The 23,159-nt window shown below is 56.4% G+C and carries 22 protein-coding genes; 19 read left to right on the top strand and 3 right to left on the bottom strand.

Annotated elements, in window-relative coordinates; translation table 11 throughout:
* The first annotated feature begins 3 nt into the window (after window positions 1-3).
* A complete protein-coding gene (gene lon, locus II896_07745) occupies window positions 4-2,271 on the top strand; it encodes an endopeptidase La (protein ID MBQ4444527.1) in 2,268 nt (755 codons plus the stop codon).
* On the top strand, window positions 2,271-2,903 hold the full coding sequence (locus II896_07740) for a YihA family ribosome biogenesis GTP-binding protein (protein MBQ4444526.1): 633 nt from the start codon (window positions 2,271-2,273) through the stop codon (window positions 2,901-2,903). Before lon ends, II896_07740 begins: the two co-directional genes overlap by 1 nt.
* A gap of 112 nt (window positions 2,904-3,015) precedes the next feature.
* Here II896_07740 and II896_07735 read toward each other — a convergent pair whose 3' ends face one another.
* The gene (locus II896_07735; protein ID MBQ4444525.1) at window positions 3,016-3,648 is read right to left on the bottom strand and encodes a hypothetical protein; all 633 of its coding nucleotides are present in this window, start codon (window positions 3,646-3,648) and stop codon (window positions 3,016-3,018) included.
* A 141-nt stretch (window positions 3,649-3,789) separates the two neighbouring features.
* Window positions 3,790-4,485 (bottom strand): metallophosphoesterase, encoded by a 696-nt coding sequence (locus II896_07730; protein MBQ4444524.1) that lies wholly within the window; start codon window positions 4,483-4,485, stop codon window positions 3,790-3,792.
* Window positions 4,486-5,647: 1,162 nt separating this feature from the next.
* On the opposite strand from II896_07730, the gene II896_07725 reads away from it, so the two are divergent.
* The 14 genes from II896_07725 to sigK all read left to right on the top strand — a co-directional run bounded on the left by II896_07725 (window position 5,648) and on the right by sigK (window position 20,610).
* Window positions 5,648-6,142 carry a hypothetical protein gene (locus II896_07725; protein ID MBQ4444523.1) on the top strand — a complete coding sequence of 165 codons (495 nt, stop codon included), beginning with the start codon at window positions 5,648-5,650 and terminating at the stop codon, window positions 6,140-6,142.
* A complete protein-coding gene (gene rsmH, locus II896_07720) occupies window positions 6,142-7,056 on the top strand; it encodes a 16S rRNA (cytosine(1402)-N(4))-methyltransferase RsmH (protein ID MBQ4444522.1) in 915 nt (304 codons plus the stop codon). Before II896_07725 ends, rsmH begins: the two co-directional genes overlap by 1 nt.
* 21 nt (window positions 7,057-7,077) lie before the next feature.
* Complete coding sequence (locus II896_07715; GenBank protein ID MBQ4444521.1) at window positions 7,078-7,713, top strand: hypothetical protein; 636 nt, start codon at window positions 7,078-7,080, stop codon at window positions 7,711-7,713.
* Between the two features lie 39 nt (window positions 7,714-7,752).
* On the top strand, window positions 7,753-9,603 hold the full coding sequence (locus tag II896_07710) for a stage V sporulation protein D (GenBank protein ID MBQ4444520.1): 1,851 nt from the start codon (window positions 7,753-7,755) through the stop codon (window positions 9,601-9,603).
* A gap of 74 nt (window positions 9,604-9,677) precedes the next feature.
* Entirely contained in the window at window positions 9,678-11,096 is a 1,419-nt protein-coding gene (locus tag II896_07705) for a UDP-N-acetylmuramoyl-L-alanyl-D-glutamate--2,6-diaminopimelate ligase (GenBank protein MBQ4444519.1), read from the top strand.
* The gene (locus II896_07700) at window positions 11,093-12,103 is read left to right on the top strand and encodes a phospho-N-acetylmuramoyl-pentapeptide-transferase (GenBank protein MBQ4444518.1); all 1,011 of its coding nucleotides are present in this window, start codon (window positions 11,093-11,095) and stop codon (window positions 12,101-12,103) included. The genes II896_07705 and II896_07700 overlap by 4 nt, the downstream gene beginning before the upstream one ends.
* Entirely contained in the window at window positions 12,087-13,361 is a 1,275-nt protein-coding gene (gene murD / locus II896_07695; protein ID MBQ4444517.1) for a UDP-N-acetylmuramoyl-L-alanine--D-glutamate ligase, read from the top strand. The genes II896_07700 and murD overlap by 17 nt, the downstream gene beginning before the upstream one ends.
* Window positions 13,333-14,463 (top strand): putative lipid II flippase FtsW, encoded by a 1,131-nt coding sequence (gene ftsW, locus II896_07690; GenBank protein ID MBQ4444516.1) that lies wholly within the window; start codon window positions 13,333-13,335, stop codon window positions 14,461-14,463. The genes murD and ftsW overlap by 29 nt, the downstream gene beginning before the upstream one ends.
* 3 nt (window positions 14,464-14,466) lie before the next feature.
* On the top strand, window positions 14,467-15,717 hold the full coding sequence (locus II896_07685; GenBank protein ID MBQ4444515.1) for a UDP-N-acetylglucosamine 1-carboxyvinyltransferase: 1,251 nt from the start codon (window positions 14,467-14,469) through the stop codon (window positions 15,715-15,717).
* A complete protein-coding gene (locus tag II896_07680; GenBank protein MBQ4444514.1) occupies window positions 15,707-16,504 on the top strand; it encodes an FtsQ-type POTRA domain-containing protein in 798 nt (265 codons plus the stop codon). Before II896_07685 ends, II896_07680 begins: the two co-directional genes overlap by 11 nt.
* A gap of 109 nt (window positions 16,505-16,613) precedes the next feature.
* Window positions 16,614-17,777, top strand: coding sequence for a hypothetical protein (locus II896_07675; GenBank protein ID MBQ4444513.1), 1,164 nt, complete (start codon window positions 16,614-16,616; stop codon window positions 17,775-17,777).
* A gap of 21 nt (window positions 17,778-17,798) precedes the next feature.
* Window positions 17,799-18,968 (top strand): cell division protein FtsZ, encoded by a 1,170-nt coding sequence (gene ftsZ, locus II896_07670; GenBank protein ID MBQ4444512.1) that lies wholly within the window; start codon window positions 17,799-17,801, stop codon window positions 18,966-18,968.
* 146 nt (window positions 18,969-19,114) lie between these two features.
* Window positions 19,115-19,885, top strand: coding sequence for a sigma-E processing peptidase SpoIIGA (locus II896_07665; GenBank protein MBQ4444511.1), 771 nt, complete (start codon window positions 19,115-19,117; stop codon window positions 19,883-19,885).
* Between the two features lie 8 nt (window positions 19,886-19,893).
* On the top strand, window positions 19,894-20,610 hold the full coding sequence (sigK, locus tag II896_07660; protein ID MBQ4444510.1) for an RNA polymerase sporulation sigma factor SigK: 717 nt from the start codon (window positions 19,894-19,896) through the stop codon (window positions 20,608-20,610).
* Window position 20,611: 1 nt separating this feature from the next.
* Here the strand turns inward: sigK and II896_07655 are convergent, their stop codons facing one another.
* On the bottom strand, window positions 20,612-21,385 hold the full coding sequence (locus II896_07655) for a sigma-70 family RNA polymerase sigma factor (GenBank protein ID MBQ4444509.1): 774 nt from the start codon (window positions 21,383-21,385) through the stop codon (window positions 20,612-20,614).
* Window positions 21,386-21,497: 112 nt separating this feature from the next.
* Between II896_07655 and II896_07650 the strand changes: the two genes are divergently transcribed.
* From II896_07650 to II896_07640, 3 genes are all read left to right on the top strand, one after another.
* Window positions 21,498-21,752 carry a YlmC/YmxH family sporulation protein gene (locus II896_07650; protein MBQ4444508.1) on the top strand — a complete coding sequence of 85 codons (255 nt, stop codon included), beginning with the start codon at window positions 21,498-21,500 and terminating at the stop codon, window positions 21,750-21,752.
* Window positions 21,753-21,852: 100 nt separating this feature from the next.
* Window positions 21,853-22,314: a transcriptional repressor NrdR gene (gene nrdR / locus II896_07645; protein ID MBQ4444507.1), complete on the top strand. Its 462-nt coding sequence runs from the start codon at window positions 21,853-21,855 to the stop codon at window positions 22,312-22,314.
* A complete protein-coding gene (locus II896_07640; GenBank protein ID MBQ4444506.1) occupies window positions 22,311-23,150 on the top strand; it encodes a hypothetical protein in 840 nt (279 codons plus the stop codon). Before nrdR ends, II896_07640 begins: the two co-directional genes overlap by 4 nt.
* Window positions 23,151-23,159: the final 9 nt, after the last annotated feature.

Genomic DNA, 23,159 nt, shown 5'->3' with positions numbered 1-23,159 from the left:
TCAATGACTAATCTTATTCCCATCGTACCCGAGCGGACGGACCCCGTGTTCGTCGGCGAAACGGTACGAATTACCGTCAAAGACAAGACTATGCTCGAACGCTATAAAATTGCTTGCAGTGACTGTAAGCAATTTTTATCCGGCGTCATCAAGGCGGAAGGCGACTTCGTGGCGGCCTTGATGACCAACGTCCGATTGGTCAATTCGCACAACGGCCCCTACGTCGTGGGCACGGCCGTTGCGCGCGTCAAAATAACCGAATTCGTCCGCGGAAAGAATATCTTTTCGGTGGACTTGGGCACCTACGAGGAGTACCCCTACGAAGAATACGTTTTGCACGACGGCATCGTAGAAATGGTCGAATGGATCAACAGTTGTAAAGCCGATTTGTTGGAAGACAAAGACTTGGCGAAGCAGTTCGAGGACGTGCCCGATATGCCGTCCGCCGACGTGCACGGCTGGATCAATCGCTACGGTAGGCGTTTCGTGGTCAACAACGATTACGAGGAGTTGTATTTGATTACCAATACCGAGGAACGCTTGCGCAAAATGACCGACGTTATCCGCGCGTGTCAAATGTACAACGAAGAGGCCAACAAGTTCCACGAGCAGGTGGAGGACGAAATGCGCGAAGCGCAAAAAGAGTATTATTTGCGCGAAGAACTCAAGGTGATCAACGGCGAGTTGTACGGCGACGCCGACGATATCGCCGAGCTCGAGGACCTCATCGAGGATTGCCATGCGCCCGAAGAGGTGCTGGATAAGTTGAGAGGGGAGTTGCGCAAGATGGTCAATATGGCCCCCGCATCGCCCGAGAGTTTCGTGGCGCGTAATTGGATAGAGACGGTCGCCTCTATGCCGTGGGGCGTGACGACGACGGACAATTTGTCCATCGAAAACGCGCGCACCATTCTCGAAAACGACCATTACGGGTTGGAAAAAGTAAAACAGCGCATATTGGAGTTTTTGAGCATACATAAAATGGTGGGCAACAAAAACGGCAATATTCTATGTCTGTACGGCCCGCCCGGCGTAGGCAAGACCTCGGTCGCCAAGTCCATCGCGCACGCGTTGGGCCGCGAGTACGTGCGGATCAGCCTCGGCGGTATGCACGACGAAGCCGAGATTCGCGGGCATCGCCGCACCTACATAGGCTCCATGGCGGGCAAGATCATTATGGGCATCAAAAAAGCGGGTACGGTCAACCCCGTGTTCTTGATGGACGAGGTGGACAAACTGAGCAACGACTACAAGGGAGACCCCGCGAGCGCGTTGTTGGAAGTGCTGGACCCCGAGCAAAACAAAGCCTTCTATGACAACTATCTGGAAGTGCCGTTCGACCTGTCGAAGGTGCTGTTCATCACCACCGCCAACAATATCGGCGAAATAGCCAAGCCCCTTCTTGACCGTATGGAAATGATCGAGTTGACGGGCTACACCTTCGAGGAGAAAGAGCAGATCGCCTTGCGCCATCTCTTACCCAAGCAAATACGCGAGCACGGTATGGAAGAGGGTACGGTGCGCCTGACCGACGGGGCGTTGCGCCTGCTTATCGACGGATACACCCGCGAAGCGGGTGTGCGCGGGTTGGAACAGCAGATCGCGTCCTTGTGCCGCAAGGTGGCCGTGTCCTTCGGTGACAAAGCCATCGAGCCGGTTACGTTGGACGAAAAGGACGTGCGGGCGCATTTGGGTATGGCTCGCTACGAGCATCGCGCGTATGAGCGACAGGACGCCGTGGGGTGCGTGGTCGGCCTTGCCTGGACGGAATTGGGCGGCGAAACCATGGATCTGGAAGCCGTGCTGATGCCCAACAAGGGCGGCCTGCGGCTGACGGGTAATCTCGGCAAGGTGATGCGCGAGAGCGCGACCACCGCCTACAGTTACGTCAAATCGCACGCCGAGGCGCTGGGTATCGCGCCCGAAAAATTCGAGCGTGAATTGCATATCCACGCGCCCGAGGGCGCCGTGCCCAAGGACGGACCGAGCGCGGGTTGCGCGCTGGTGTGCCTCATCGTGTCGGCGCTTACCGACCGCAAATTGCGTTCGGATCGCGCCTTGACGGGCGAGGTGAGCCTGACCGGTCGCGTGATGGCTATCGGTGGGCTCAAAGAGAAGAGTCTGGGCGCTTTGCGCGACGGCATCACGACCATATTGGTGCCCGAGGCCAACCGTCCCGACGTGGAGGAGTTGCCCAAGACCATTCGCGACAAGGTGACCTATATTTACAATACGCGCATTGAGGGCGTATTGCAGGAGATGTTCGCGTGATTATCAAGGACGCCAAATTCGTGATAAGCGTGGCCGACAGCGCCAAACTACTGTCCGACCTGCCCGAGATTGCCTTCGTCGGGCGCTCTAACGTGGGCAAATCCTCTTTTATCAACTGCCTGACCAACCGCAACAAGTTGGCCAAGGCTTCATCCGAGCCGGGGCGCACGCGCCTCATCAATTATTTCAATATCAACAACGGACAATGCTATTTCGTAGATTTGCCCGGCTACGGGTTCGCGCGCGTGTCGGACGCCGAGAAAGAGCGGTGGAGCACTTTGATAGAGGCCTATCTCCGTGGGAGCACGCAACTCAAAAACGTGTTTGTCATATTGGATATCCGCCACGAGCCCAACGAGTTGGACAAGATGATGATCACATTCCTCAATCACTACCGCATAGGGTTTACGGTCATAGCGACCAAGGCGGACAAGATCAACAAGAGCCAAATTCCCCGTCAAGTCAAAATGCTGGCGGACGCCCTGTGCTTGACGCCTGCCGCCGTCTATCCCGTATCGAGTCAAAACAAGTACGGCAGGGAGAGGGTGCTGGCGCGCATTGAGGAATTGCTCGTCGCGGCCGAAACCTATGCGGACGTCGGCGATGACGACGGCGCGGACGGCGAGTCCTAAGAGAGCATTCGACGCGCTTTTGCACGCCGATACCGCTACGCGGTATAAAGGTATGATAGCAATATAAAAGAACCGTTTTCCGCTATGGAAAACGGTTCTTTTGGTTGGTTGCCTATTGCGGGAATAGGGGCAGGTCGAAGAAGCCGTCGCAGACTTCTTGCTGGAATTCCTGGCAGGGCGGTATGTAACAATAGCCGTACGAGGGCACCAGCAGTTCGACGTCGGTGACTATTTTGACGATGATGGTCACGCAGAAGGTCAGGTTGAAGGTGTCGTCCCCCGCGTAAGCGCCTACCGTGCTGACCGCGTTGACGACCGCTTCGATACGGTAGGGAATGACGGACGCTTGGGGCACGTTGAGCACGATATCGCGAGGTACCGTCAGGGTGGCGGTGCCGACTGCGGTTTGGTTGGTGCTGTCGGTGAACATTACCTCGATGGGAATGTCCACGTTCATTTGGATGCGCGTTGCGCCCGTGTTGGGGTCCAAGGTCGTCAGGGTGACGCTCGACACCGTACCTTGCGAGGTGGTGGAACGCGCGCTGACGAACGTATAGGGCGGCGTGGCCGATTGGGGCGTGATGTCGGTCACCGTGACCGCTTGCTGCGGCATCGTCTCTTGCTTGATGCAAGCGTCGAACACTTTGGTGACTTGTATGCAAACCTTTTCGCACAAGCCCGAGGCGGGGTTGCCGCTGATAGGTCCCGGCATACGGTCGGGACGAACGTTGTTGGAAAATGGCATATTAAATCCTCCTTTAGTAGAGGATATGACGCATCGGGGATTTTGGTGAAATAAATCGCAAAAGCAAAGCGCCGCAGAGACGACTGCGGCGCGGGCGTGCGGGCTTGGAATGGGTGCAAAGAGGGGGCTTTGCAACCCCGACTACGGTATGAGGGTGAGGGTATGGTCGCGCAAGTCGGTCGAAGTGAGGACGTAAATAACGCCGTCTATGGTGCGCATCAGTTCGTAATAGCTCGCCTTGCCGTGAATGTGACCGTAGATGACTTTCTCTACGCCGTAGCGGGAGAACAAGGCGGTCATTTCGGTCGGTGCGAAGTTGAGACCGAACGGGGGATAGTGCGTCATAACGAAGAGACGATCCCCTTCGCGGCGAATGCGCACGGCGTCGTCCAACGCCATTTGCATACGAATCAATTCACGATTGTAAATCTTCTTGTCCTCGTCGGTGGATTTGTCGTCGGCGATGAGCCAGCCGCGACTGCCGCATACGACCACGCCTTCGCCGTCTATGCGATAGGCGTTGTTTTGCAGGGGGTGCACCGAGGGGGGAACGGCCAGGCAAACCTTGTTGTACGAGGTCCACCAATAGTCGTGATTGCCGCGAATGATGACCTTTTGCCCCGGCATTCTGTCGAGGAAGGTGAAGTCGGCTTTGGCGTTTTCCAATTTCAGCGCCCAGCTGAGGTCGCCCGCCAATAGCACGGTATCTTCTTCCCGCACGAGGGCAGACCAAGAGGCTTCGACCTGGTTGAGGTAATCCTTCCAACCGTCGCCGAAGACTTCCATGGGCTTGTTGCCGTCGAGACTGAGATGTAAATCGCTGATGGCGTATATCATACTACAATTATACCAAAGCGGTCGCACTTTTGCAATGCTTTCCGTCAATTAATCCGCGGCGAAAATAGCGTTGCGGTACGGACGAGACTTGTTGAGGTATCATGCTGCGCCCGCATCCTGTACGATAGATTGACGCAGAGCGTGCACGCGCGCGAAATATTTTGCGCCCGCGCCTAAAACACGTGCTTGCGTGGTATTGTTTATATCGAACGATTTGGGCGCGATGGGTGCACGCGCGTGTAATAGATCCGACGAACGATTTGTGCGGTGCGTGCGTGCGCATATAGAATTATCGAACAAAATGCCCGTTCGTGCGCGCGCACATTATAGATAATCGAACGATAATGCGTGAGTGCGTGCACGCATATATAGACAAGTCGAACGAATATGTGCGCGCGTTCTGCGCGACATACGCACCGCGAATATAGTTTTATCGAACGACAATGCCTGTCCAAGCGCACGGGCGCGTATAGATAGAGCGAACGATATGCGCGAGTGCGTATTGGTACGCTTGGCGCGGGTGCATGGGAAGAGCAGCGGAAAGCGCGGCGAGGGCGCGCGACGACATGGATTTTGTGCGCGTGTTTGTGGCGCGCGTGGGCTCGGCACGGGCGCAATCGGGTGCGAGTCAAATGAATTTTGTGCGCGTGCGCGCTCGCTCGCACACGCGCGTGAGGTTTTGCGGTTTACGCGGGGAAGGGAATTCGTCGGGCAATTTCCGCGATTTTGACTAAGATTACTTAATAATATATACTCGTCCACTTTTAACCACCAGATTGTCAAAAATTGTGTTATAATATAATTATCTAACTTTATATACATACATAAGTGAGCCTCGAGATCGTGTAAGGAAGGAGAATAGACGGGTTTGACCACCTTTTATCCCTTGTCGACCACCGTTCGTCCCCCTCCGTCCACCGCCAAAATCCACCTCGAGTTTACGCGTATCGACAGAACTCTCGAAAATACGCCCGAGTGAGTACAACAAAAAGTTGTATTTGCTGTACGAATTGTACGATATTTTACAAATAGTTGGTGTATCTTAATAAAACTGTAACAATTCATAACAATTCTTAATAATAACGCGAAATATTTTTTCAATTTGGGGTGGACAAAGGTGGATGAAATGGGTTATAATGTGGCTACCAAATGAGGAGAGAGTATGGCAAACGGATTCAGCGGTAGCTACTTCTACCAAATAGACGAGAAAGGTCGTATGCGCATTCCCACCGAGATTCGCAACTCGTTGGGCAGTGGTTTGCGCATCGGTTACGGCCTCGGTAAGTATCTCGTCATTTATACCGCCGAATCGTACGAGCGTGAATCGGAGAACCAAATGAAAGTCAATCCGGTGACCGAAAGAACGCAGTACAAGTATTACCGTAACTTATTCCTGAGTATGATGCCCTTCGAGTGTGACGCGCAAGGCCGATTCAAGATCCCCGTGCAGTTCCGCAACGAGTTCGGTTTCAAGGACAACGCCGAAGTGGTCGTCATCGGCAACAACACCACCGTGGAGATTTGGAGCAAAAAGTACTTCGAACTTCGCAACAACGATGACGTGGCCTACTACATGGTCCTCACGGACGAGGAGCGCAATCAAGCGGACGAACGCTTGGCGGCGTTGGAGAAGGCCAAAGCCGAGGACAAGAAGTAATGGAGTTCTACCATCAGCCCATTATGCTCGCCGAGGTGATCGAGGGCTTGCAGATCAAACCCGACGGCACCTACGTCGACTGCACGACGGGCGGGGCGGGACACACCAAGGCGATCGTCGAGCGGCTGACGACGGGCAAGATGATTTGCATCGACAAAGATCCCGACGCCCTATCGGTAGCCAAAGAGCGGGTGACCTATCCCAACGTGACCTTCGTCCACGACGACTTCAAAAACGTATTGCCCGACCTCAAGGGCGTGGACGGCATATTGATGGACCTCGGCGTATCGAGCTATCAAGTGGACACGGCCGAGCGCGGATTCAGTTATCGCTTCGACGGCAAGTTGGATATGCGTATGGATCCCACCCGAGGCATTTCGGCGATGGAAGTCGTCAATACGTTCGACGAGCGGCAGCTGTCCGACATCATCTACAAGTACGGCGAAGACAGATTCGCCTCTCGAATCGCCCGCTTCATCGTCGAGGAACACAAAAAAGCGCCTATCGAGACGACCTTGCGGCTCGCCGAGATCGTGGAGGCGGCCACGCCCGCCAAATACCGCTACACGGGAGGCCATCCCGCCAAGCGTACCTTTCAGGCCCTGCGCATCTACGTCAACGACGAACTCAACGGCCTGTACGAATGCATCCTCAAGGGTATCGAGAACCTCAATCCCCAAGGGCGCATCGCCATCATCACCTTCCATAGTTTGGAAGACCGCATCGCAAAGAACGCGTTTCGGTACGCCGAATGCGACTGCATATGCGACAAACGGCAACCCGTGTGCACCTGCAACAAGGTGAGCATTGCCAAAATTATCACGAAACACCCCCTCGTTGCCTCGGACGAGGAGTTGGAGAGAAACCCCCGAGCGGAGAGCGCAAAGTTGCGGATCGCCGAGCGCAAGGCATAAACGACTGTAGGAGAGAATACAATGATTACCGAAAGAGAGAAAGTCACCGACAATCAAAAAGTAACGGTCAACAAAACGCCCGTGGACACTAAGGTCATGGGAGACTCCGTCTACAGCGCAGAGCAGGCCGCGACGAGCGACACCTACCGCAACTATCTCGAGGGATTGCTGATGAACGAGGGCGTGGCCGTGTCCGAAGTGGAATATGAGGACGCCGTGCGCTATCAATCGGTCGAGTATCAATCGAAGGCAGTCGAAACCGAAGGTTCGGTCGAAGCCGTCGCTCCCGTTGCGCCCGTTGCTCCCGCCGTTCCAGCCGCCCAAAAGGCCGAGACCGAGACCGTGCGCGTATTCAATCAAAAACGTGCCGTGTGGTTGGTCGTGTACATTTTGCTGGCCATCGGCGTGGTGCTGGCCCTGCTGTTGACGATGCCCGGTACGGCGTGGGAGAAGAAGTCCCTCACCGTGAGTACGTCCAAGATGTACCCCGTGGCCGCGGCTTCCGAAACCGAGGTGCCCGAGGTCAACGTCAACACCATCTACACCCTTTCGGGCGAGAAAGTCGTAGTGGAATTGACGCCCTACGAGGAAGTGAAACCCCAAACGAACTGGTTTGACAAGTTGTGTGACTGGCTCAACAACGCAGTAGGAGGTTGATAGGGGTTGACAACGCAAATCAAATTCAGAAGAAGGTTATTGGCAACGATATTGGCGGTAGCCTTCTTTTTTTGTATCGTGGCGGGCAAGCTGTGTTATATCCAACTGTACGACGGGCGCAATTTGCAGGCGCGCGCTTTGGACCAATGGACGCGCGACGTCCCGTTGCGGGCGACGCGCGGCGGCATATACGACCGCAACGGCGTGCTGTTGGCGGGTACGGACACCGCCTACACCTTGTACGTGCGCCCCGTCGAAGTGGCGGACAAAGAGGGGTTGGCCGCCGCCATCGCCGACGTTTTGTATCTCGACCGCGATGCTGTATCTGCCAAAATCAACAAAAAAGGCGCGTCCGAAGTGACGGTGGCGAAGCGCGTCACCAAAGAGCAGATGGTGGCCCTCATCGCGACCGGTCGCAAGGGAATGTATTTCTCGCGCGATATCAAGCGGTACTATCCGTACGGCAATTTTATGTGCCAACTGTTGGGCTTTACGGACGCGGACACCTTGGGGCAGACGGGGTTGGAACTCTATTATGACGATTATCTCAAGGGCTTGGACGGCTACCAACTGACCGAGGCGGATATACGCGGCAGGAGCATAGCGGACGGCATCGCCTATATCCCCGCCGTGGAGGGGCTCGACCTCACGCTCACCGTAGACAAAAGCATTCAATATTTTGCCGAGAGCGCGGTAGAAAACGCCTATTTGAAATACCAAGCCAAAGGGGCGGCCTGTGTGGTGATGGACGACCGAGGCGGCGTGGTCGCCGTGGCCGAAGCGCCCAATTTCGACCTCAACAACGTGCCCCGCGACGACTTGGCGACGCTGTTCGCCACGAGCAAAATCAGCGCGACCACCAACGTGTACGAGATGGGTTCCACCTTCAAGATCATCACGCTGGCGGCCGCCGTCAACGAGGGGGTGGCACGGTTGGACGACACGTTCTACTGCGCGGGGTCCAAAGAGGTGGACGGTCAGCGGATCAAGTGTTGGAAGAGCAAGGGACACGGTTCGCAGACGCTCGGCGAGGCCGTGCAAAACAGTTGCAACTGCGCCTTTATGGAGTTGGCGCTACGGGTAGGCACGCAAAAAATGTACGAATACTTCCGCTCGTTCGGTCTTACCGAGAAGACGGGCGTGGACATTTCGGGCGAAGCGTCGGGGCTTTTGCTCAAAGAGGAAGACGTCAAGACGGTCGACCTCGCGCGTATCGGGTTCGGGCAGGCCATCGCCGTGACGCCCATGGAATTGGTGCGCGCGGTGACGGCGTGCGTCAACGGCGGCACGTTGTACACCCCGCACGTTATGGACGTCGTGACGGATGCGGAGGGACGCGTGGCGGCGCAATTCTACCCCAAAGGGGTAGAGGTGCTCAAAAAATCCACCTCGGAGACCGTGCGCAACCTTCTTTTGGGCGTGGTCAACGGCGGCAGCGGCCGCTTGGCGGGCGTGGAGGGCTACGAGATCGGCGGCAAGACGGGTACCGCGCAAAAGTACAAAAACGGCGGTATCGATCGGGGCAAATACCTCAGTTCGTTCATCGGCTTTTTGTCGGCGGGCGACAGACAGTACGTTTGCCTGTTGTACGTGGACGAGCCGCAGGGGTATTTGTATTACGGCAGTCAGGTGGCCGCGCCCTTCGTGGGGGATATTTTTCGCAATACGGCGGCCTACCTCGACCTCGTGCCGACCGAGTCCGTCCAACCCCTCGAAACGTTCGTGATGCCCGACCTCATGGGTAAGTCCTACGGCGAGGTGCAGGGCGTGTGCCGCCATTTGGGCATCTATCTCGAAGCGAGCGGAGAGGGTGGCGCCGTCACCTACCAATTCCCGGTGGCGGGTGCCGAGTGCACCGCCAAGTGCGTGCTGTACGTGGATATGGGATAATGTAATATTATGACTAATTTTGCGAATGTAGGTTGACGCGCGAAAAGGGTGCTATGATGAGATAGGAGGTTATTATGTATCTATCTCAACTGCAACCGATTACGCAAGGAAAACGAAGGGGCGAGGCGGCGTTCACGGGCGTTGCGCAGTCGCTCGAAGAGGTGAAGAAGGGGGATTTGTTCGTATGCGTCGAGGGTCTGCACGTGGATGGTCACGATTTGGCCGCCGACGCCGTGGGTAGAGGCGCGGTCGCTTTGGTCACCACGCACGAATTGCCCCTCGACGTACCCCAACTGGTCGTGACGGACACCCGCAAGGCGCTATCGCAGATAGCCTTTTTCTTTTATGGCTTGGACAAGCCCCCGTTCGTCTTGGTCGGCGTGACGGGCACCAACGGCAAGACGTCCACGGCGTATATTTTGCAACGCGTCTTTTCCGCGTCGGGCAAGCGTGCGGCGTACATAGGCACCTTGGGCGTGGTGGCGGACAAATTGCTGTTGCCGCCCACCTTGACGACGCCCGATCCCATGACGCTGGCGCCCCTTTTGGCCATGCTTGCCGAGCGGGGCGTTAAATATGTATTTTTGGAAGTGTCCGCACACGCCGCCTATTTCCGCAAGGTGGCGGGGTTGACCTTCAACGCCATGGTATTCACCAATCTCACGCAGGACCATTTGGACTTCTTTGAGAATATCGAGGCGTACGGCGAGGCCAAACTCGGCTTGTTTTCGCCCGACCAAACCCGCCTCGGCGTGGTGAATGCGGACGACCAATGGGGCAGAAGGATTATTTTGGCGCACCGCGTGCCCCTGTTGACCTACGGCTTGGACAATCCCGCCGACGTGTTCGCGGTGGACGTCCGCGATACGAGAGAGGGACTGCGCTTCGCCGCCAACGCGTTCGACGTGGTGACGAAGGTGGAGAGTAGCCTCCATGGTCGCTTCAACGCATACAACGTCTTGGCGGCTATGGCCGTGGCGGGTTATTTCGGCGTGTCGCCCGTCACCGTCGCCCTTGCCTTGCGGCATATCAATATCCTCGGCCGCTTCAACGTCGTGGACGTGGGCGACGTGCGCTTCATCATCGACTACGCTCACACGCCCGACGGGCTGAAAAACAGTCTCGAAACAGCGCGGACGCAGACGGACGGCAAACTGCGGCTGGTGTTCGGGTGCGGGGGAGACCGCGACCAAACCAAGCGCCGCGAGATGGGCGAGATTGCCGCCGCCATGGCGGACTACGTGTATATCACCAACGACAATCCGCGTAGCGAGCGCCCCGAGAGCATCGCCGAGGGGATCGAAGCGGGTATGGCGGGCGACGAAAACTATACCGTGATATTAGATAGAGAAGCCGCTATCCGCGAAGCCTATCGGGCGAGTCGGGCGGGCGACTGCGTGCTTATCGCGGGCAAGGGCGCCGAGACCTCGATGGAAATCGGGGGCAAAAAGGTGGCGTACAGCGATTACGCCGTTTTGGAGAAACTGAAATGAGCGCGGTGTTGCGGGGCGTGATTGCCCTCGTCGCGTCCTTTGCGCTGTCCGTGCTGTCCGCGCCGACGGTAATCAAAGCGGCCTCGAAACTCAAAGCGGGTCAACCCATCCTGCGCTACGTGGAGGAGCACGCCGTCAAAGCGGGCACGCCTACGATGGGCGGTTGGATATTCATCTTGCCCACCATCTTGGTGACGCTTGCCTTTACGCGAGGCCTCGGCGCGGGGCGCGTGGCGGTCATTACGACGTCGGCCTACGCCGTCATCGGTTTTTTGGACGACTTCCTCAAAATCAAGCGCAAGGACAACGGGGGGTTGAAACCCTATCAAAAAATCATTTCGCAGTTGGGCGTGGCCGCCATTTTGTGCTGGTACGTCTGGCGCACGCCGTCCATCTCCACCGTGGTATATATCCCTTTTTACAAGGCGGTGGACATAGGCTATTGGATATTGCCGCTGACCGCCTTCGTCTACATCGCGGGCACCAACGCAGTCAATTTGACGGACGGATTGGACGGGCTTGCGGGAAATACGACGGTCGTCTATTGTCTCGGCGCGACGGCCCTTTTCGTGCTCGTGGCGGTGGCGGAGGGCGATAGCGGGCGCAATCTCGACGAATTGAGCGTGTTTGCGCTGGCGCTTACGGGCGCGCTGGAGGGGTTTTTGCTCTACAACACCTCGCCCGCCAAAGTCTTCATGGGCGATACGGGCAGTATGGCCTTGGGCGGCGCGGTGTGTTCGCTCGCGGTTTTCTCTCGCCTCACGTTTTATCTGCCTGTCATAGGCATAATGTACGTAGTCAGTTGCATAACCGTAATAGTGCAGGTAGGCTACTTCAAGTTGTCCAAAGGCAAGCGCGTATTTTTGATGGCGCCGTTGCATCACCACTTGCAGCGCAAGGGGATGAGCGAGGCCAAGATCAGCGCGTTATACGTAGCCCTCACCTTGCTTGGCGCGGCAATCGCCGTGGCGGGAGTGTATCTGGGCTATTATGGAGTGGACGGATAAAAAGATACTTATTTTCGGCAAGGGCAAGAGCGGCAGGGCCGCCTATCGTCGGCTCGAATCGTTGGGGGCGACGCCCGTCTTTTACGATGACAACGACTTCGAGGGAGAGGAGCGGCAATGCTCCTTTTTGCAAGCGGAAGATACCGATTGGGACACGGTGATTTTGAGCCCTGCGGTCAAGCCCGACCATCCCCTTCTCGCGGCTTTGGCGCGGCGCGGCGTGCCCACCATATCCGAGATAGACTTCGGCTGGATGATCAATCCGTGCAAGACCGTCGCCGTGACGGGCACCAACGGCAAGACCACTACGGTACGCCAAATAGAAAAACTCCTCTCGGACTCCGGCGTGGTGGCCTTGGCCGTCGGCAATATCGGCGTGCCCTTTTGCGGGGTAGAGCGTCCGTTGGACGTGGCCGTCGTGGAGATCAGTTCTTTCCAATGTCACCAAAGCGCGTTGTTCACGCCCACTGTGGCCGCCATCACCAACGTCGCGCCCGACCATATCGAATGGCACGGGGACTTGCACGCCTACCGCGAGGCGAAGTTAAAACTGCTACGCATGGCGCAAAGTTACGCGCTCAACACGGATGATCCCGATTTGCCCCGCATAGCGGGCAAGCCGTGTTACCCCTATTCGTTGATCGATACCGCTTCGACGGCGTTCGTGGAAGGGCGCACGGTCAAAGTGCGCGACGCGGGGCGCGTGTACGAGGTGGCCAAAGTGGAGGATTTGCCCCTTAGGGGCAATCACAATTTGTACAACGTGCTGTGCGCGTTGGCGTTGACCGTCGCCGTCGTCGGGTACCGAGCGACCTTTACCGATAGCGTGTTGACCTTTCGGGGAGAGCGGATGCGCGTGGAGCGATTGACCGACCGCCGCCCCTACGTCTATAACGACAGCAAAGGCACCAATACCGCCGCCACCATAGCCGCGATGCGCCAAATGGTGGGCGATACCGTGTTGTTGGTCGGCGGTTGGGACAAGGGCGAGGACTTTACGCGGCTGTTTATGCAGTTGCCCCGAGGCGTATCCATCGTCGCGTTCGGCGCGGCGGGCGTGCGCATCTATCGAGAGGCGCTCTTGTCGGGCTTCCGCGAAGTGGCTTACGCCGCTACGGTGGCCGACGCCGTGCGGTTGGCTTTTCGCCAAGACAAAGACAACATTCTCTTTTCGCCTGCGTGTAGCAGTTTCGACGCCTATTCTTCTTACGTCGAGCGGGGGTTGGATTTTGAAAAAGAAGTTCGGCGGTACGTTTGACGACCGCGCGCCGCGATATGGCGTATATCTCGCCGGTTTGGTGGTGGCGCTCGCCGCGTTCGGCATCGTCATGCTGTATTCGGCGTCGTATTATACGGCCGAATATAAGTACGGCGACGCGTTTTACTACGTCAAAAAGCAGGCTATCGCCTTGGTGGTGGCCGTTTTTGCTTTGATTGCCGCCTCGCGCGTGCCCCTCAAATGGGTGCGCAAAGCCCAAATTCCCCTGTTGGTCGTTTCGTACGTCTTGATGGGGTTGGTGTTCATTCCCGCTTTGGGCGTGGAGAGTTACGGCGCCCGCCGCTGGCTCAACTTCGGTCTGTTCAGTATGCAGCCCTCCGAAATCGGCAAGTTCGCCTTCGTGTTGTCCGCCGCCGCTTATATCGACAAGAAAGGGGTGGACACCTTCAAAAAGTTGGCCGTCCCCCTCTTGGCGGGCGGGGCGTTTTGCGTGCTGTTGTTGTTGGAGCCCAATATGTCCGTCACGATGATCATGCTGGGGTTGACCTTGTGTATGCTGTTCGCGGGGGGCGCGAAAGGCAAGCACTTCGCGGTGCTGGCCGTACCTATTTTGGTGGCGGTGCCCGTGCTTATCGCCGTGGAACCCTACCGCTTGCAACGGTTGTTGGCGTTTGTCAATCCGTGGGCTTCGCCCAAGGGAGAGGGATACCAACTCATTCAGTCATACTACGCGTTGGGTTCGGGCGGTCTGTTCGGCGTTGGTTTTTTGCACAGCCGCCAGAAGTATATGTTTTTGCCCTTCGCCGAGTCCGACTTCATCTTTTCGGTCATCGGTGAGGAGTGGGGACTCGTCGGAGCGGTCGTGGTGATGCTGGCGTTTTTCGCGGTGGTCTATTTGGGGTTGCGCATCGCGGCAAGTGCCGACAGACGATTCGACGCGTTGCTTGCCTACGGCATTACGGCGGTGGTGGCCTTGCAGACTCTGCTCAACGTGGCCGTCGTGACGGGGTGCGTGCCGCCGACGGGCGTGCCCTTGCCGTTCGTCAGTTTCGGCGGCTCGTCTTTGGTGTGCTTCTTCGCGGCGATGGGTATACTGCTGAATATCGACCGTGTCAATCGCCGCGGGCCGTTCATACAATAGAGCATGGCCTATCTTCGTGTCGTCGGTCGAAAGCCCTTGCGGGGCGCCTGCCGCGTGCCCGCCGCCAAAAACGCCGTTTTGCCCATCCTGGCCGCCTCGACGCTCATTCGCGGCAAGGTGACTTTGGTCGGGTGTCCTCGTCTTGCGGACGTCGACGCCATGCTGACCATACTTGCGGACTTGGGCGCGTCCACGTCCCAAACGGGGGACGTAATCGAGGTGGATTGCACGGGCATAGACAAAACCGCATGCGTTTCGCCCTTGACGGGCTGTATGCGGTCTTCGCTCTTCCTGTTGGGCAGTATGGCGGGCAGAATGGGCGAGGTTTCTTTGGGCACGGTGGGCGGTTGCGTCATCGGCGCGCGGCCCGTCGATATTCACGTCGAGGGGCTGCGCAGATTGGGCGCCGAAGTCGAAGAGAAAGAGGACAGGCTGTACGTCAGGCGGCGCGAGGGCGGGGCGTCTACGTATCGTTTGCCCTTCCCGAGCGTGGGCGCGACGGTCAATTTGGCGTGCTACGCTTTGTCCAAACGGGATACGACCGTATTGGACAACGTGGCCGTCGAGCCCGAAGTGGTCGATCTCGTGGATTTTCTCCGTGCGGCGGGCGCCGACGTGTCCCTCTGCGGCAGGCGATTGCTTATAGAGGGCGGCAAGCCACTGTGTGGCTTGACTTATAGACCCATAGGGGATAGGATCGTGGCGGCGACCGTGCTTATCGCTACGGCGATGACGGGGGGCGAGGTGACGGTGACGGGGGTGAGTTACGAGCCGCTTTCGGCACTTTTGTACAAATTGAAAAATTCTTCTTGCATAGCAAGGGTAAGTTGTGATACAATACACCTATGCGCAAAGGAGCGCCCCCGTTCTTTCAGTTTGTCGACGGGCGTCTATCCCGACTTCGCTACCGATATGCAGTCCTTGGCTTTGGCGTACGACGCGACGGCCCGAGGCGTGGCGTTGGTGCGGGAGCGCGTATTTGAAAACCGCTTTGCGCTTGCCGCCGAGCTCGGCAAGATGGGAGCGGATATTTCGGTATTCGGCGATACCGCGAGAGTCGTTGGCAGACGATTGCACGGCGCCGATACTTCGTGTTGCGATTTGCGCGCGGGGGCCGCCTTGGTGTGCGCCGCCCTTGCCGCTGACGGTATATCTACAATCAACCATATCGGTCTTATAGACCGCGGCTATCAGCATATCGAACGCACGTTCGCCGCGCTGGGCGCCGACATTACGAGGATAGATGAAAGGTAACGGAAGAATCATTGCGTTCGCGGGTATCGTCGTGTTTATCGTCGTGTTCATTTTGTTGAACATGACGGTTTTCACCATCAGCGATATCTCCGTGCAAAACGCCGTCTATTCCGATTATATCGACAAGTCCGCCATCATCGAGAGTTCGGGCATTGCCAAAAATCAAAATATCTTTCTCCTCAACGAGACCAATGCGCGCCTCAAAATAGAGGAGGCCTTCCCCTATCTCGAAGTGGTCACCGTCGAACGCAAGTTCCCCTCGGCGGTCATCATTCACGTGGATATGCGCACGCCCGTGATGAGTATCGCCGTTTCGGCCACGACCGACCGCTACGCCATCATCGACACCGACCTCAAAATATTGGACGTGGTGGACGCGTCGAGCGATCTCTACAAAATGGCCACGCATATCAATCACGTCGAAATCGCGTCGCCCATCGTCGGCGTTACCTTGGACGACAACGACACCTGCAACCGCTGCCTTTTGGCCATCGGCAAGGTGTCCGAGGGAGAGCAGTTGCAGTTCTGGCACTTCTTCTCCGCCATCACCATCGAGAACAACTGCGCGTACGTCACCTTGCGCACGGGCGTCACCGTGCGGTTGGACGACATCGACCGCATCGACGTCAAGCAACACCTAAGGGTGGCGTTGGAGTTGTACAAGACCTTCGACGAGCAGGATTATCATCGCCGCAAAGGGTTCATTTTCTTCGATACCGAGCGGGGCGGCTGGGTGTGGTCGGAATACGACAACGTGGCCACGGAAGCCTATCGTCTGCAATATTAACGCGCATACGCGGAATAAAATTATTTTTTAATCATAAAATATATATTTGCCTGTTGACACGCAGGCTTTTTTTATACTATAATTGTTTTATAAAACTTAGGAGGAAACTATGGCGCGCACCCAAGAAGTCGTCGTTATGGATATAGGCTCGTCCAAGATCCGCATATTGGCCGTCGAACGACCCAATAACGGTATTTTTTCGGTTAAGCAGATTATTCAGCAATCGCACGACGGCTACTACGACGGCGAGTGGGTGGACGGCGACAGCACCGCGGACGCCATCATTCAGGCCGTGGGGCGTATGCGCGACGCGGGCGTCAGATTCAAACGGCTGTACGTGTCCGTGCCTTCCGAGTTTTGCGTGGTCAAGACCGTGCGCACCAAGACTTCGTTCGCCAAACGCCGCAAGGTGGAGCGGGGCGACCTCGATTTGCTGTACAATAAGAACGATCCCTTCGAGAACGATATGACCAAAGTGGTGGTCAACCGTTCGTCCGTTTACTACACGGTGGAGGGCAACAAAAAAGTGGTAGATCCCGAAGGGATCTTTACCGACGAATTGCAGGGCTATTTGTCCTACATCGCCTGTCAACGCCGCGTGCTCGAGTTTTTGGACAAGGTGTTCCAAAGAGCGAACGTTGTCGACGTGGAGTACACCTGCGGCATGTATGCCGAAATGATGTGCGTATTCGATCCCAACGTCCGCGACAACGGCGTGGTGCTGGCCATCGACGCGGGCTATTTGTCCTCGACCGTGGCTTTGATGCGTGGCGACGGCATTATGCAAATGCGATCCTTCCCGTGCGGCAAGGGCGTCTTCGCCATGTGGTTGGCCGAGGGGTTGGAGATACCTTTCGCTTCGGCGGAAGCCTTGTACGACAAGACGGATTTGTCCTACGAAGCGCGCGAGAGCGATTCCTATTCGGTGGACATCGTGGGCGCGGACGGCGAGCACAGCCAAATGGACTTCCCCATCGCCAAGGTGCAGAGTTACATTACCGAGTGTATCGCCGCCTTCGCCGAGAACGTGCAGTGCATTTTGCAGGGGTTCGACGAGACGTTGAGCATTACGGCGGGTATGTTCCTTTTGGGCGGCGGCCTTGGGTTGCGCGGCGCGGACGAGTGCCTCAGCAAAAAACTCAATCGCAAGGTGCGCCTGGCGGCTCCCACCATGTGCCCCGAGTACAAAAAGCCCATGCACGCGGGCATTATCGGCATAGCGCATTACGCGTTTCAGCAAGAAGAGAAAAAACGCAATCGTTTTTGGAAATAGAGGTCAAGGAGGAAATTGAGTATGTTAGAAGAGGACAATCTCGAGTTTGATTTCAGCGAAGAGAATTATGAGATGTTCAACAACAACGTCTGCAAGATCTTGTTGGTGGGCGTGGGCGGCGCCGGCTGCAACGCCATTATGCGCTTGATGAATCAAGACGTGCACAGCACGGACTTCGTGGCCGTCAATACCGACGTGCAGGCGCTGTACAAAGTCAAGATGGAAGCCATCAAGTCTTCGGCCAAAGTGCCTATCAAATTGTTGCAAATCGGCAAGACGAGCACGCGCGGTTTGGGTGCTGGCGCACGCCCCGAAAAGGGCAAAGAGGCCGCCGAGGAGTCGGTGGACGATATCAAACGCCTGCTCAAAGACGTGGAGTTGTGCTTCATCGCCGCGGGTATGGGCGGCGGCACGGGCACGGGCGCCGCGCCGGTCATCGCGCGCATCGCCAAGGAGATGAACATTCTCACCATCGCCGTGGTCACCAAACCCTTCGAGTTCGAGGGCAAGCCCCGTATGAGCAACGCCGAGGCGGGCATCGAGGAATTGAAGGACAACGTGGACACCCTCATCGTCATTCCCAACGACAAGTTGGACAAGTCTTCCATCAACAACGCGTTCGCCCAGGCGGACGACGTGCTTCTGCACGCCATCAAGGGCATCGGCGACCTCATCAGCAAGCCTTTGACCATCAATCTGGACTTCGCGGACATCTGCACGATTATGCGCGATAAGGGCTACGCCCATATCGGCATCGGTTCGGCCAAAGGGCAAGGCCGCGCGGTCGAGGCCGTGCGCCAAGCCGTCAACAATCAACTCACCGAGACCACCATCTACAACGCCACGGGGTTGATCATCTACTACCAGGCGGGCACGGACTTCGCGGTAGAGGAGATCAAGGACGCCACCAATTTGGTGCACGACGTGTTGGAAGACGACGCCAATATCATTTGGGGCGTCAATTTGTCGCCCGATCTCGGCGATAGATTGGACGTGGTGGTCATTGCCACCGGGTTCAAGTCGCGCCCGACCGCCAGAGCGGCGCAACCCGCCCAAGGCACGGCGGGACAAGCCGCGCCGTTCGCCGGTCAACCGCAACCGCAGGAGTCGCCGGCGCCTCGTTACAGTATGGGCGGCGTGCCCAAATTCGTCAACCGTATGCACAACGGCGGCGACGACAACAACAACTGATTCGGTCTATTTAGAAGGGCGTGAGCGACGGCTCGCGCCTTTTTTTCGTGCAATAGGGGTTTTGCGCCCTTTCCCTGCCAACTAAATACCCATTTTGCGACAGCCTTTCCCATTATCGGCGGTCGGCGGTACGATATACTGTCGGTATGATCGTATACGTGGAATGGGTGATATTGGACAACTTGGCGTTGGACCTGTTGCTCGCCTATCTGTGCCGCATAACCGCAGGCGAAAAGGCGACTTGGTGGCGCCTTTTGTTTTCGGCCGTCGTGGGCGCGGCGCTCGTCTTCCCGTTTCTCTATATCAAGCCCGTTTGGGCGCGAATACTGTACAAGGTGGCGGTGTTGGTAGCGGTATGTTTGCCCCTTTCGGACAGTTGGAAATCGCTACGAAAGAATTTGATATTGTACGCCGCGTTTTCGGCGTTGATGGGGGGCGTCGTCTATCTCGTCGGTGGCACCGCCGTCGATTTGCAATACGGCGTGCTGTCCACGTCCAAAGGCGTGGTCGCCTTGGTCGCCGCGTCTTGCTTGGTCGCTTTGTATTTGATACGCCAAGTGAAAGGCATTCTCACCGAGATTCGGCACAAGCGCCATTTGGTCAAAGTGGAGTTGGTGCAAGGCGGGCGATTCGTCTTCGTTAGAGGGTTTTACGACACAGGGAATACCGTCGTCGCCAAAAACGGCAAGGGCGTGGTGTTTTTGTCGCCCAAAATCAAGGATTCGATAGGGGATCTACCCTCGGCGGAGGACGTGGACGTACGCACGATATTGGGGTACAATCGTTTTCGTTTGTACCAAATAGATTGCGTCAAGATATATTCCGATGGGCAGGTGAATACAATTAATCGGGTCAACGTGGCGTACGCGCGGGACAACCTGTCGGGGTGCGACGCGTTGCTGCCCTGCGATTTATAGGAGGAAGTATGCGGTTTTTGCACAAGTTGGCGGCATTTTTCAGACGTATTTTCGACGTGTTCGAGCGAGCGCCCTCGGCGGTGCACTATCTTTCGGGCGAGCCGTTGCCCACGCCGTTGACGTCCGAGGAAGAGCAGGCGGCCGTCCGCCGTATGGCCGAAGGCGACGAGGACGCCAAGCGGTTGCTTATCGAACGCAATATGCGCTTGGTCGTCTATATCGCCAAGAAGTACGAAAACGCCGTGCCCGACGTCGCCGACCTCATTTCGGTGGGCTCGATGGGGCTTATCAAGGCCGTCAACTGCTTCGACGCCGACAAAAACAACAAGTTGGCCACCTTTGCCTCGCGCTGTATCGAGAACGAAATCTTGATGTATTTGCGCAAAGTGACCAGAAGAAAGTGCGAAATATCCCTGGACGAGCCGCTCAATACCGATTGGGAAGGCAACGAATTGCTGTTGGCCGACGTGTTGGGCACCGAGCCGGACGCCATCGGCAAAGAACTCGAACGCGAGCAGGAAATACAGGCTTTGTATCGCTCCATCGACAGCCTCAATCGGCGCGAGACCGAGATCATCAAGATGCGCTTCGGCTTGTTTGGCAGCGAAGAGCGCACCCAAAAAGAGATCGCCGATATGATGGGTATATCCCAGAGTTATATCTCGCGGTTGGAGAAGAAGGTCATCGGCAAATTGCGCAAAGAGATCACCAAATACGTGGATTGACCTACAGCATATATTGCCTTAGCCGCCGTATGGCCGCCGACTCTATGCGGGAGATTTGCGCTTGACTGACGCCTTGCATACGCGATATTTCGGTCTGCGTGCGCCCTTGGTAGTACCGAAGGTCGATGATCTCGCGCTCTTTCGGCGTCAGGTAGGTGAGGGCTTTTTCGAGAGCGATATGCTCTACCATCTTTTCTTCGCGGTCTTTGCATTCGGCTATCTGGTCGCGCACGGTGGCGGATTCGTCCCCGTCGGCAAAAGCCGGTTCGTCGATGGAGATGGGGTCGGCCATTGCGTCCAAAGCGCATACGATTTCGGACGTATCTATGCCGATATAGGCCGCGATTTGGTCGTAGGTAGGCTCGTAGACGTCCGCAAGGCGCAACGCTTCCTTGGCTTGCATCACTTGGTAGGCCGTGTCCCGCATACTGCGGCTGACTTTGAGCGCGGTGCTTTCGCGGAGATAGCGCCGTATCTCGCCGATGATCATGGGCACTGCGTAGGTAGAGAAGAGCACGCCGTATTTGGGATCGAAATTGTTGAGGGCTTTCACCAACCCCCAGCATCCCACTTGAAATACGTCTTCGGCGCGGTCGCTGTCGAAATTAAAACGATGAATGATGCTCAATACCAAGCGCAGATTGGAGGTGAGGAAGTAGTCGCGGTGGGTGTCGTCGCCCGCGGCGATCTCTTCCAAAATGCGATTGCTTTCGGCGGTGCTCATTTGCGGCAGCGCCGACGTGTCTATGCCGCATAGTTTTACTTTGTAGGCCATTCGATTCTCCTTTGGATAGAAGGGTTACTCCTATGTAACGGCTTTTGGCCCACGCGGATAGGTTCTTTATTTATTATTTCATTTTTCGGGCGGTTTATACATATCGTGTAGTATGGAAATATCTTTCGGCGAATTGAGAGCAAAAGAAGTCGTCAATATGTCGGACGGCAAAAAGTTCGGTCACATCATAGATTTGTCCCTTTCTCTTGCGGGTCAGGTGCTCGGCATCTTGCTCCCGGCGGACAAGTGTGTGTTCAAAACGATAGGGGACGCTAAGTGCATTTTCGTGCCGTGGCGCCAGGTATGCCGCATAGGCGACGACGTGATTTTGGTGGATCTGAACGTAAAAGCGTTGCCGCCCATGTGATTCGACAAATCCAAACGAACACAATATTTTTGATAAAAATGCGAAAATATCTTTACAAACCACAAAATATGGGCTATACTGTATGACAGGTGAAAAAGATATGAAATGCAATTATTGTGGTTGTTTGGACAGTAAAGTAATCGATAGCCGTATGTCCGAGGACGGCACGAGTATCCGCAGAAGACGCGAGTGTTTGAAGTGCAAGCGCCGCTTCACGACCTACGAGATGGTGGAGCAGTCTTCTATTTACGTCGTCAAGAAAAACGGCGGCAGGCAGGAGTTCGACGCGGGCAAAGTGCGCGCGGGCATCGTCAAGGCCTGCGAGAAGCGCCCCGTTCCCATCTACAAGATAGACCGCTTGGTGGCCGACGTCACCAAGGCCGTTTTGAATTCGGGCAGTAACGAGGTGTCCACCGCACACATCGGCGACTTGGTGATGGAAGGTCTGAAAAATATCGACGACGTGGCCTACGTGCGCTATTGTTCGGTCTATCAGGAGTTCAAGGATATCGAGACTTTTATGGCCAAAATCAGCGAGATTTTGAGCAAAAACAATAAATGAGCGAATATTTTAAGCGAACGTACGACGGCAACCCGAAAGCCCTTGCGAAAGCGGTGGCGGACATCTATCCCGAGTTGCCGTATTCTTTGCTTATGCGCCTCGTCGACAAGCGCGACGTGTTTTTGAACGGCGCACGCGCCCCCAAAGGCGCCCAAGTGCGCTCGGGGGACGCGGTGGATTTATTTTGCGCGCCCGACCTCATTCGCATTCGCGTGGTCTATCGCGACCAAGACTTGTTGGTCTTGTACAAGCCCAAGGGCGTGGCGTCCGCGGGGGAGCGGTCGTTCGAGTCTTTGGCTCGATACGTCTTCGGCGACGTGCGCCTATTGCACCGCTTGGACACCAATACGGACGGGCTGCTCATGTTCGCTTTGAACGAACGCGCCTACGAGATATTGTACCGCCTCAACGCCGAGCATCGCATCACCAAATACTACCTGGCCCGAGTCCTCGGCGAAGTGCGCGAAGAAACCGTGCTCGAGGGTTGGCTCGTCAAAGACGAGTTGGCTGGTAGAGTGCGCATATTACACCAAGAATCCGCCGACGCCGACAGAGTGAAGTGCGTGGTGACGCCCCTTGCCTACAAGGACGGCCTGACGACCGTCACCATCGCGTTGCGAGGCGGCAAAACCCATCAACTGCGGGCGCAACTTGCCGATTGGGGGCATTTTATCCTCGGCGACGGCAAATACGGCGACGACAGGGTGAACAGACGCTACGGCAAGGACAAACAGCAACTGACGGCGTACAAATTGGTCTTTCCCTCGGTGCGGGAATTGCCCCATCTCAGCGAAGCAACCATCGAGTTGCCCGCCGACCTTCGCACCGTCCAATAGGACGAGCCA

The organism is Clostridia bacterium, assembly GCA_017394805.1.
Lineage (GTDB): Bacteria > Bacillota > Clostridia > Christensenellales > CAG-1252 > RUG14300.
Note: the sequence above shows the minus strand (reverse complement) of the source record. Positions and strands in the feature narration are given on the sequence as shown.

Excerpts from the sequence above, each read along its gene's own strand:
- lon (MBQ4444527.1), top strand. The coding sequence starts at position 4 with ATGACTAATCTTATTCCCATCGTACCCGAGCGGACGGACCCCGTGTTC.
- II896_07735 (MBQ4444525.1), bottom strand. The coding sequence starts at position 3,648 with ATGCCATTTTCCAACAACGTTCGTCCCGACCGTATGCCGGGACCTATC.
- II896_07730 (MBQ4444524.1), bottom strand. The coding sequence starts at position 4,485 with ATGATATACGCCATCAGCGATTTACATCTCAGTCTCGACGGCAACAAG.
- II896_07725 (MBQ4444523.1), top strand. The coding sequence starts at position 5,648 with ATGGCAAACGGATTCAGCGGTAGCTACTTCTACCAAATAGACGAGAAA.
- rsmH (MBQ4444522.1), top strand. The coding sequence starts at position 6,142 with ATGGAGTTCTACCATCAGCCCATTATGCTCGCCGAGGTGATCGAGGGC.
- II896_07715 (MBQ4444521.1), top strand. The coding sequence starts at position 7,078 with ATGATTACCGAAAGAGAGAAAGTCACCGACAATCAAAAAGTAACGGTC.
- II896_07705 (MBQ4444519.1), top strand. The coding sequence starts at position 9,678 with ATGTATCTATCTCAACTGCAACCGATTACGCAAGGAAAACGAAGGGGC.
- II896_07700 (MBQ4444518.1), top strand. The coding sequence starts at position 11,093 with ATGAGCGCGGTGTTGCGGGGCGTGATTGCCCTCGTCGCGTCCTTTGCG.
- murD (MBQ4444517.1), top strand. The coding sequence starts at position 12,087 with ATGGAGTGGACGGATAAAAAGATACTTATTTTCGGCAAGGGCAAGAGC.
- II896_07685 (MBQ4444515.1), top strand. The coding sequence starts at position 14,467 with ATGGCCTATCTTCGTGTCGTCGGTCGAAAGCCCTTGCGGGGCGCCTGC.
- II896_07680 (MBQ4444514.1), top strand. The coding sequence starts at position 15,707 with ATGAAAGGTAACGGAAGAATCATTGCGTTCGCGGGTATCGTCGTGTTT.
- II896_07675 (MBQ4444513.1), top strand. The coding sequence starts at position 16,614 with ATGGCGCGCACCCAAGAAGTCGTCGTTATGGATATAGGCTCGTCCAAG.
- ftsZ (MBQ4444512.1), top strand. The coding sequence starts at position 17,799 with ATGTTAGAAGAGGACAATCTCGAGTTTGATTTCAGCGAAGAGAATTAT.
- II896_07665 (MBQ4444511.1), top strand. The coding sequence starts at position 19,115 with ATGATCGTATACGTGGAATGGGTGATATTGGACAACTTGGCGTTGGAC.
- sigK (MBQ4444510.1), top strand. The coding sequence starts at position 19,894 with ATGCGGTTTTTGCACAAGTTGGCGGCATTTTTCAGACGTATTTTCGAC.
- II896_07655 (MBQ4444509.1), bottom strand. The coding sequence starts at position 21,385 with ATGGCCTACAAAGTAAAACTATGCGGCATAGACACGTCGGCGCTGCCG.
- II896_07650 (MBQ4444508.1), top strand. The coding sequence starts at position 21,498 with ATGGAAATATCTTTCGGCGAATTGAGAGCAAAAGAAGTCGTCAATATG.
- nrdR (MBQ4444507.1), top strand. The coding sequence starts at position 21,853 with ATGAAATGCAATTATTGTGGTTGTTTGGACAGTAAAGTAATCGATAGC.
- II896_07640 (MBQ4444506.1), top strand. The coding sequence starts at position 22,311 with ATGAGCGAATATTTTAAGCGAACGTACGACGGCAACCCGAAAGCCCTT.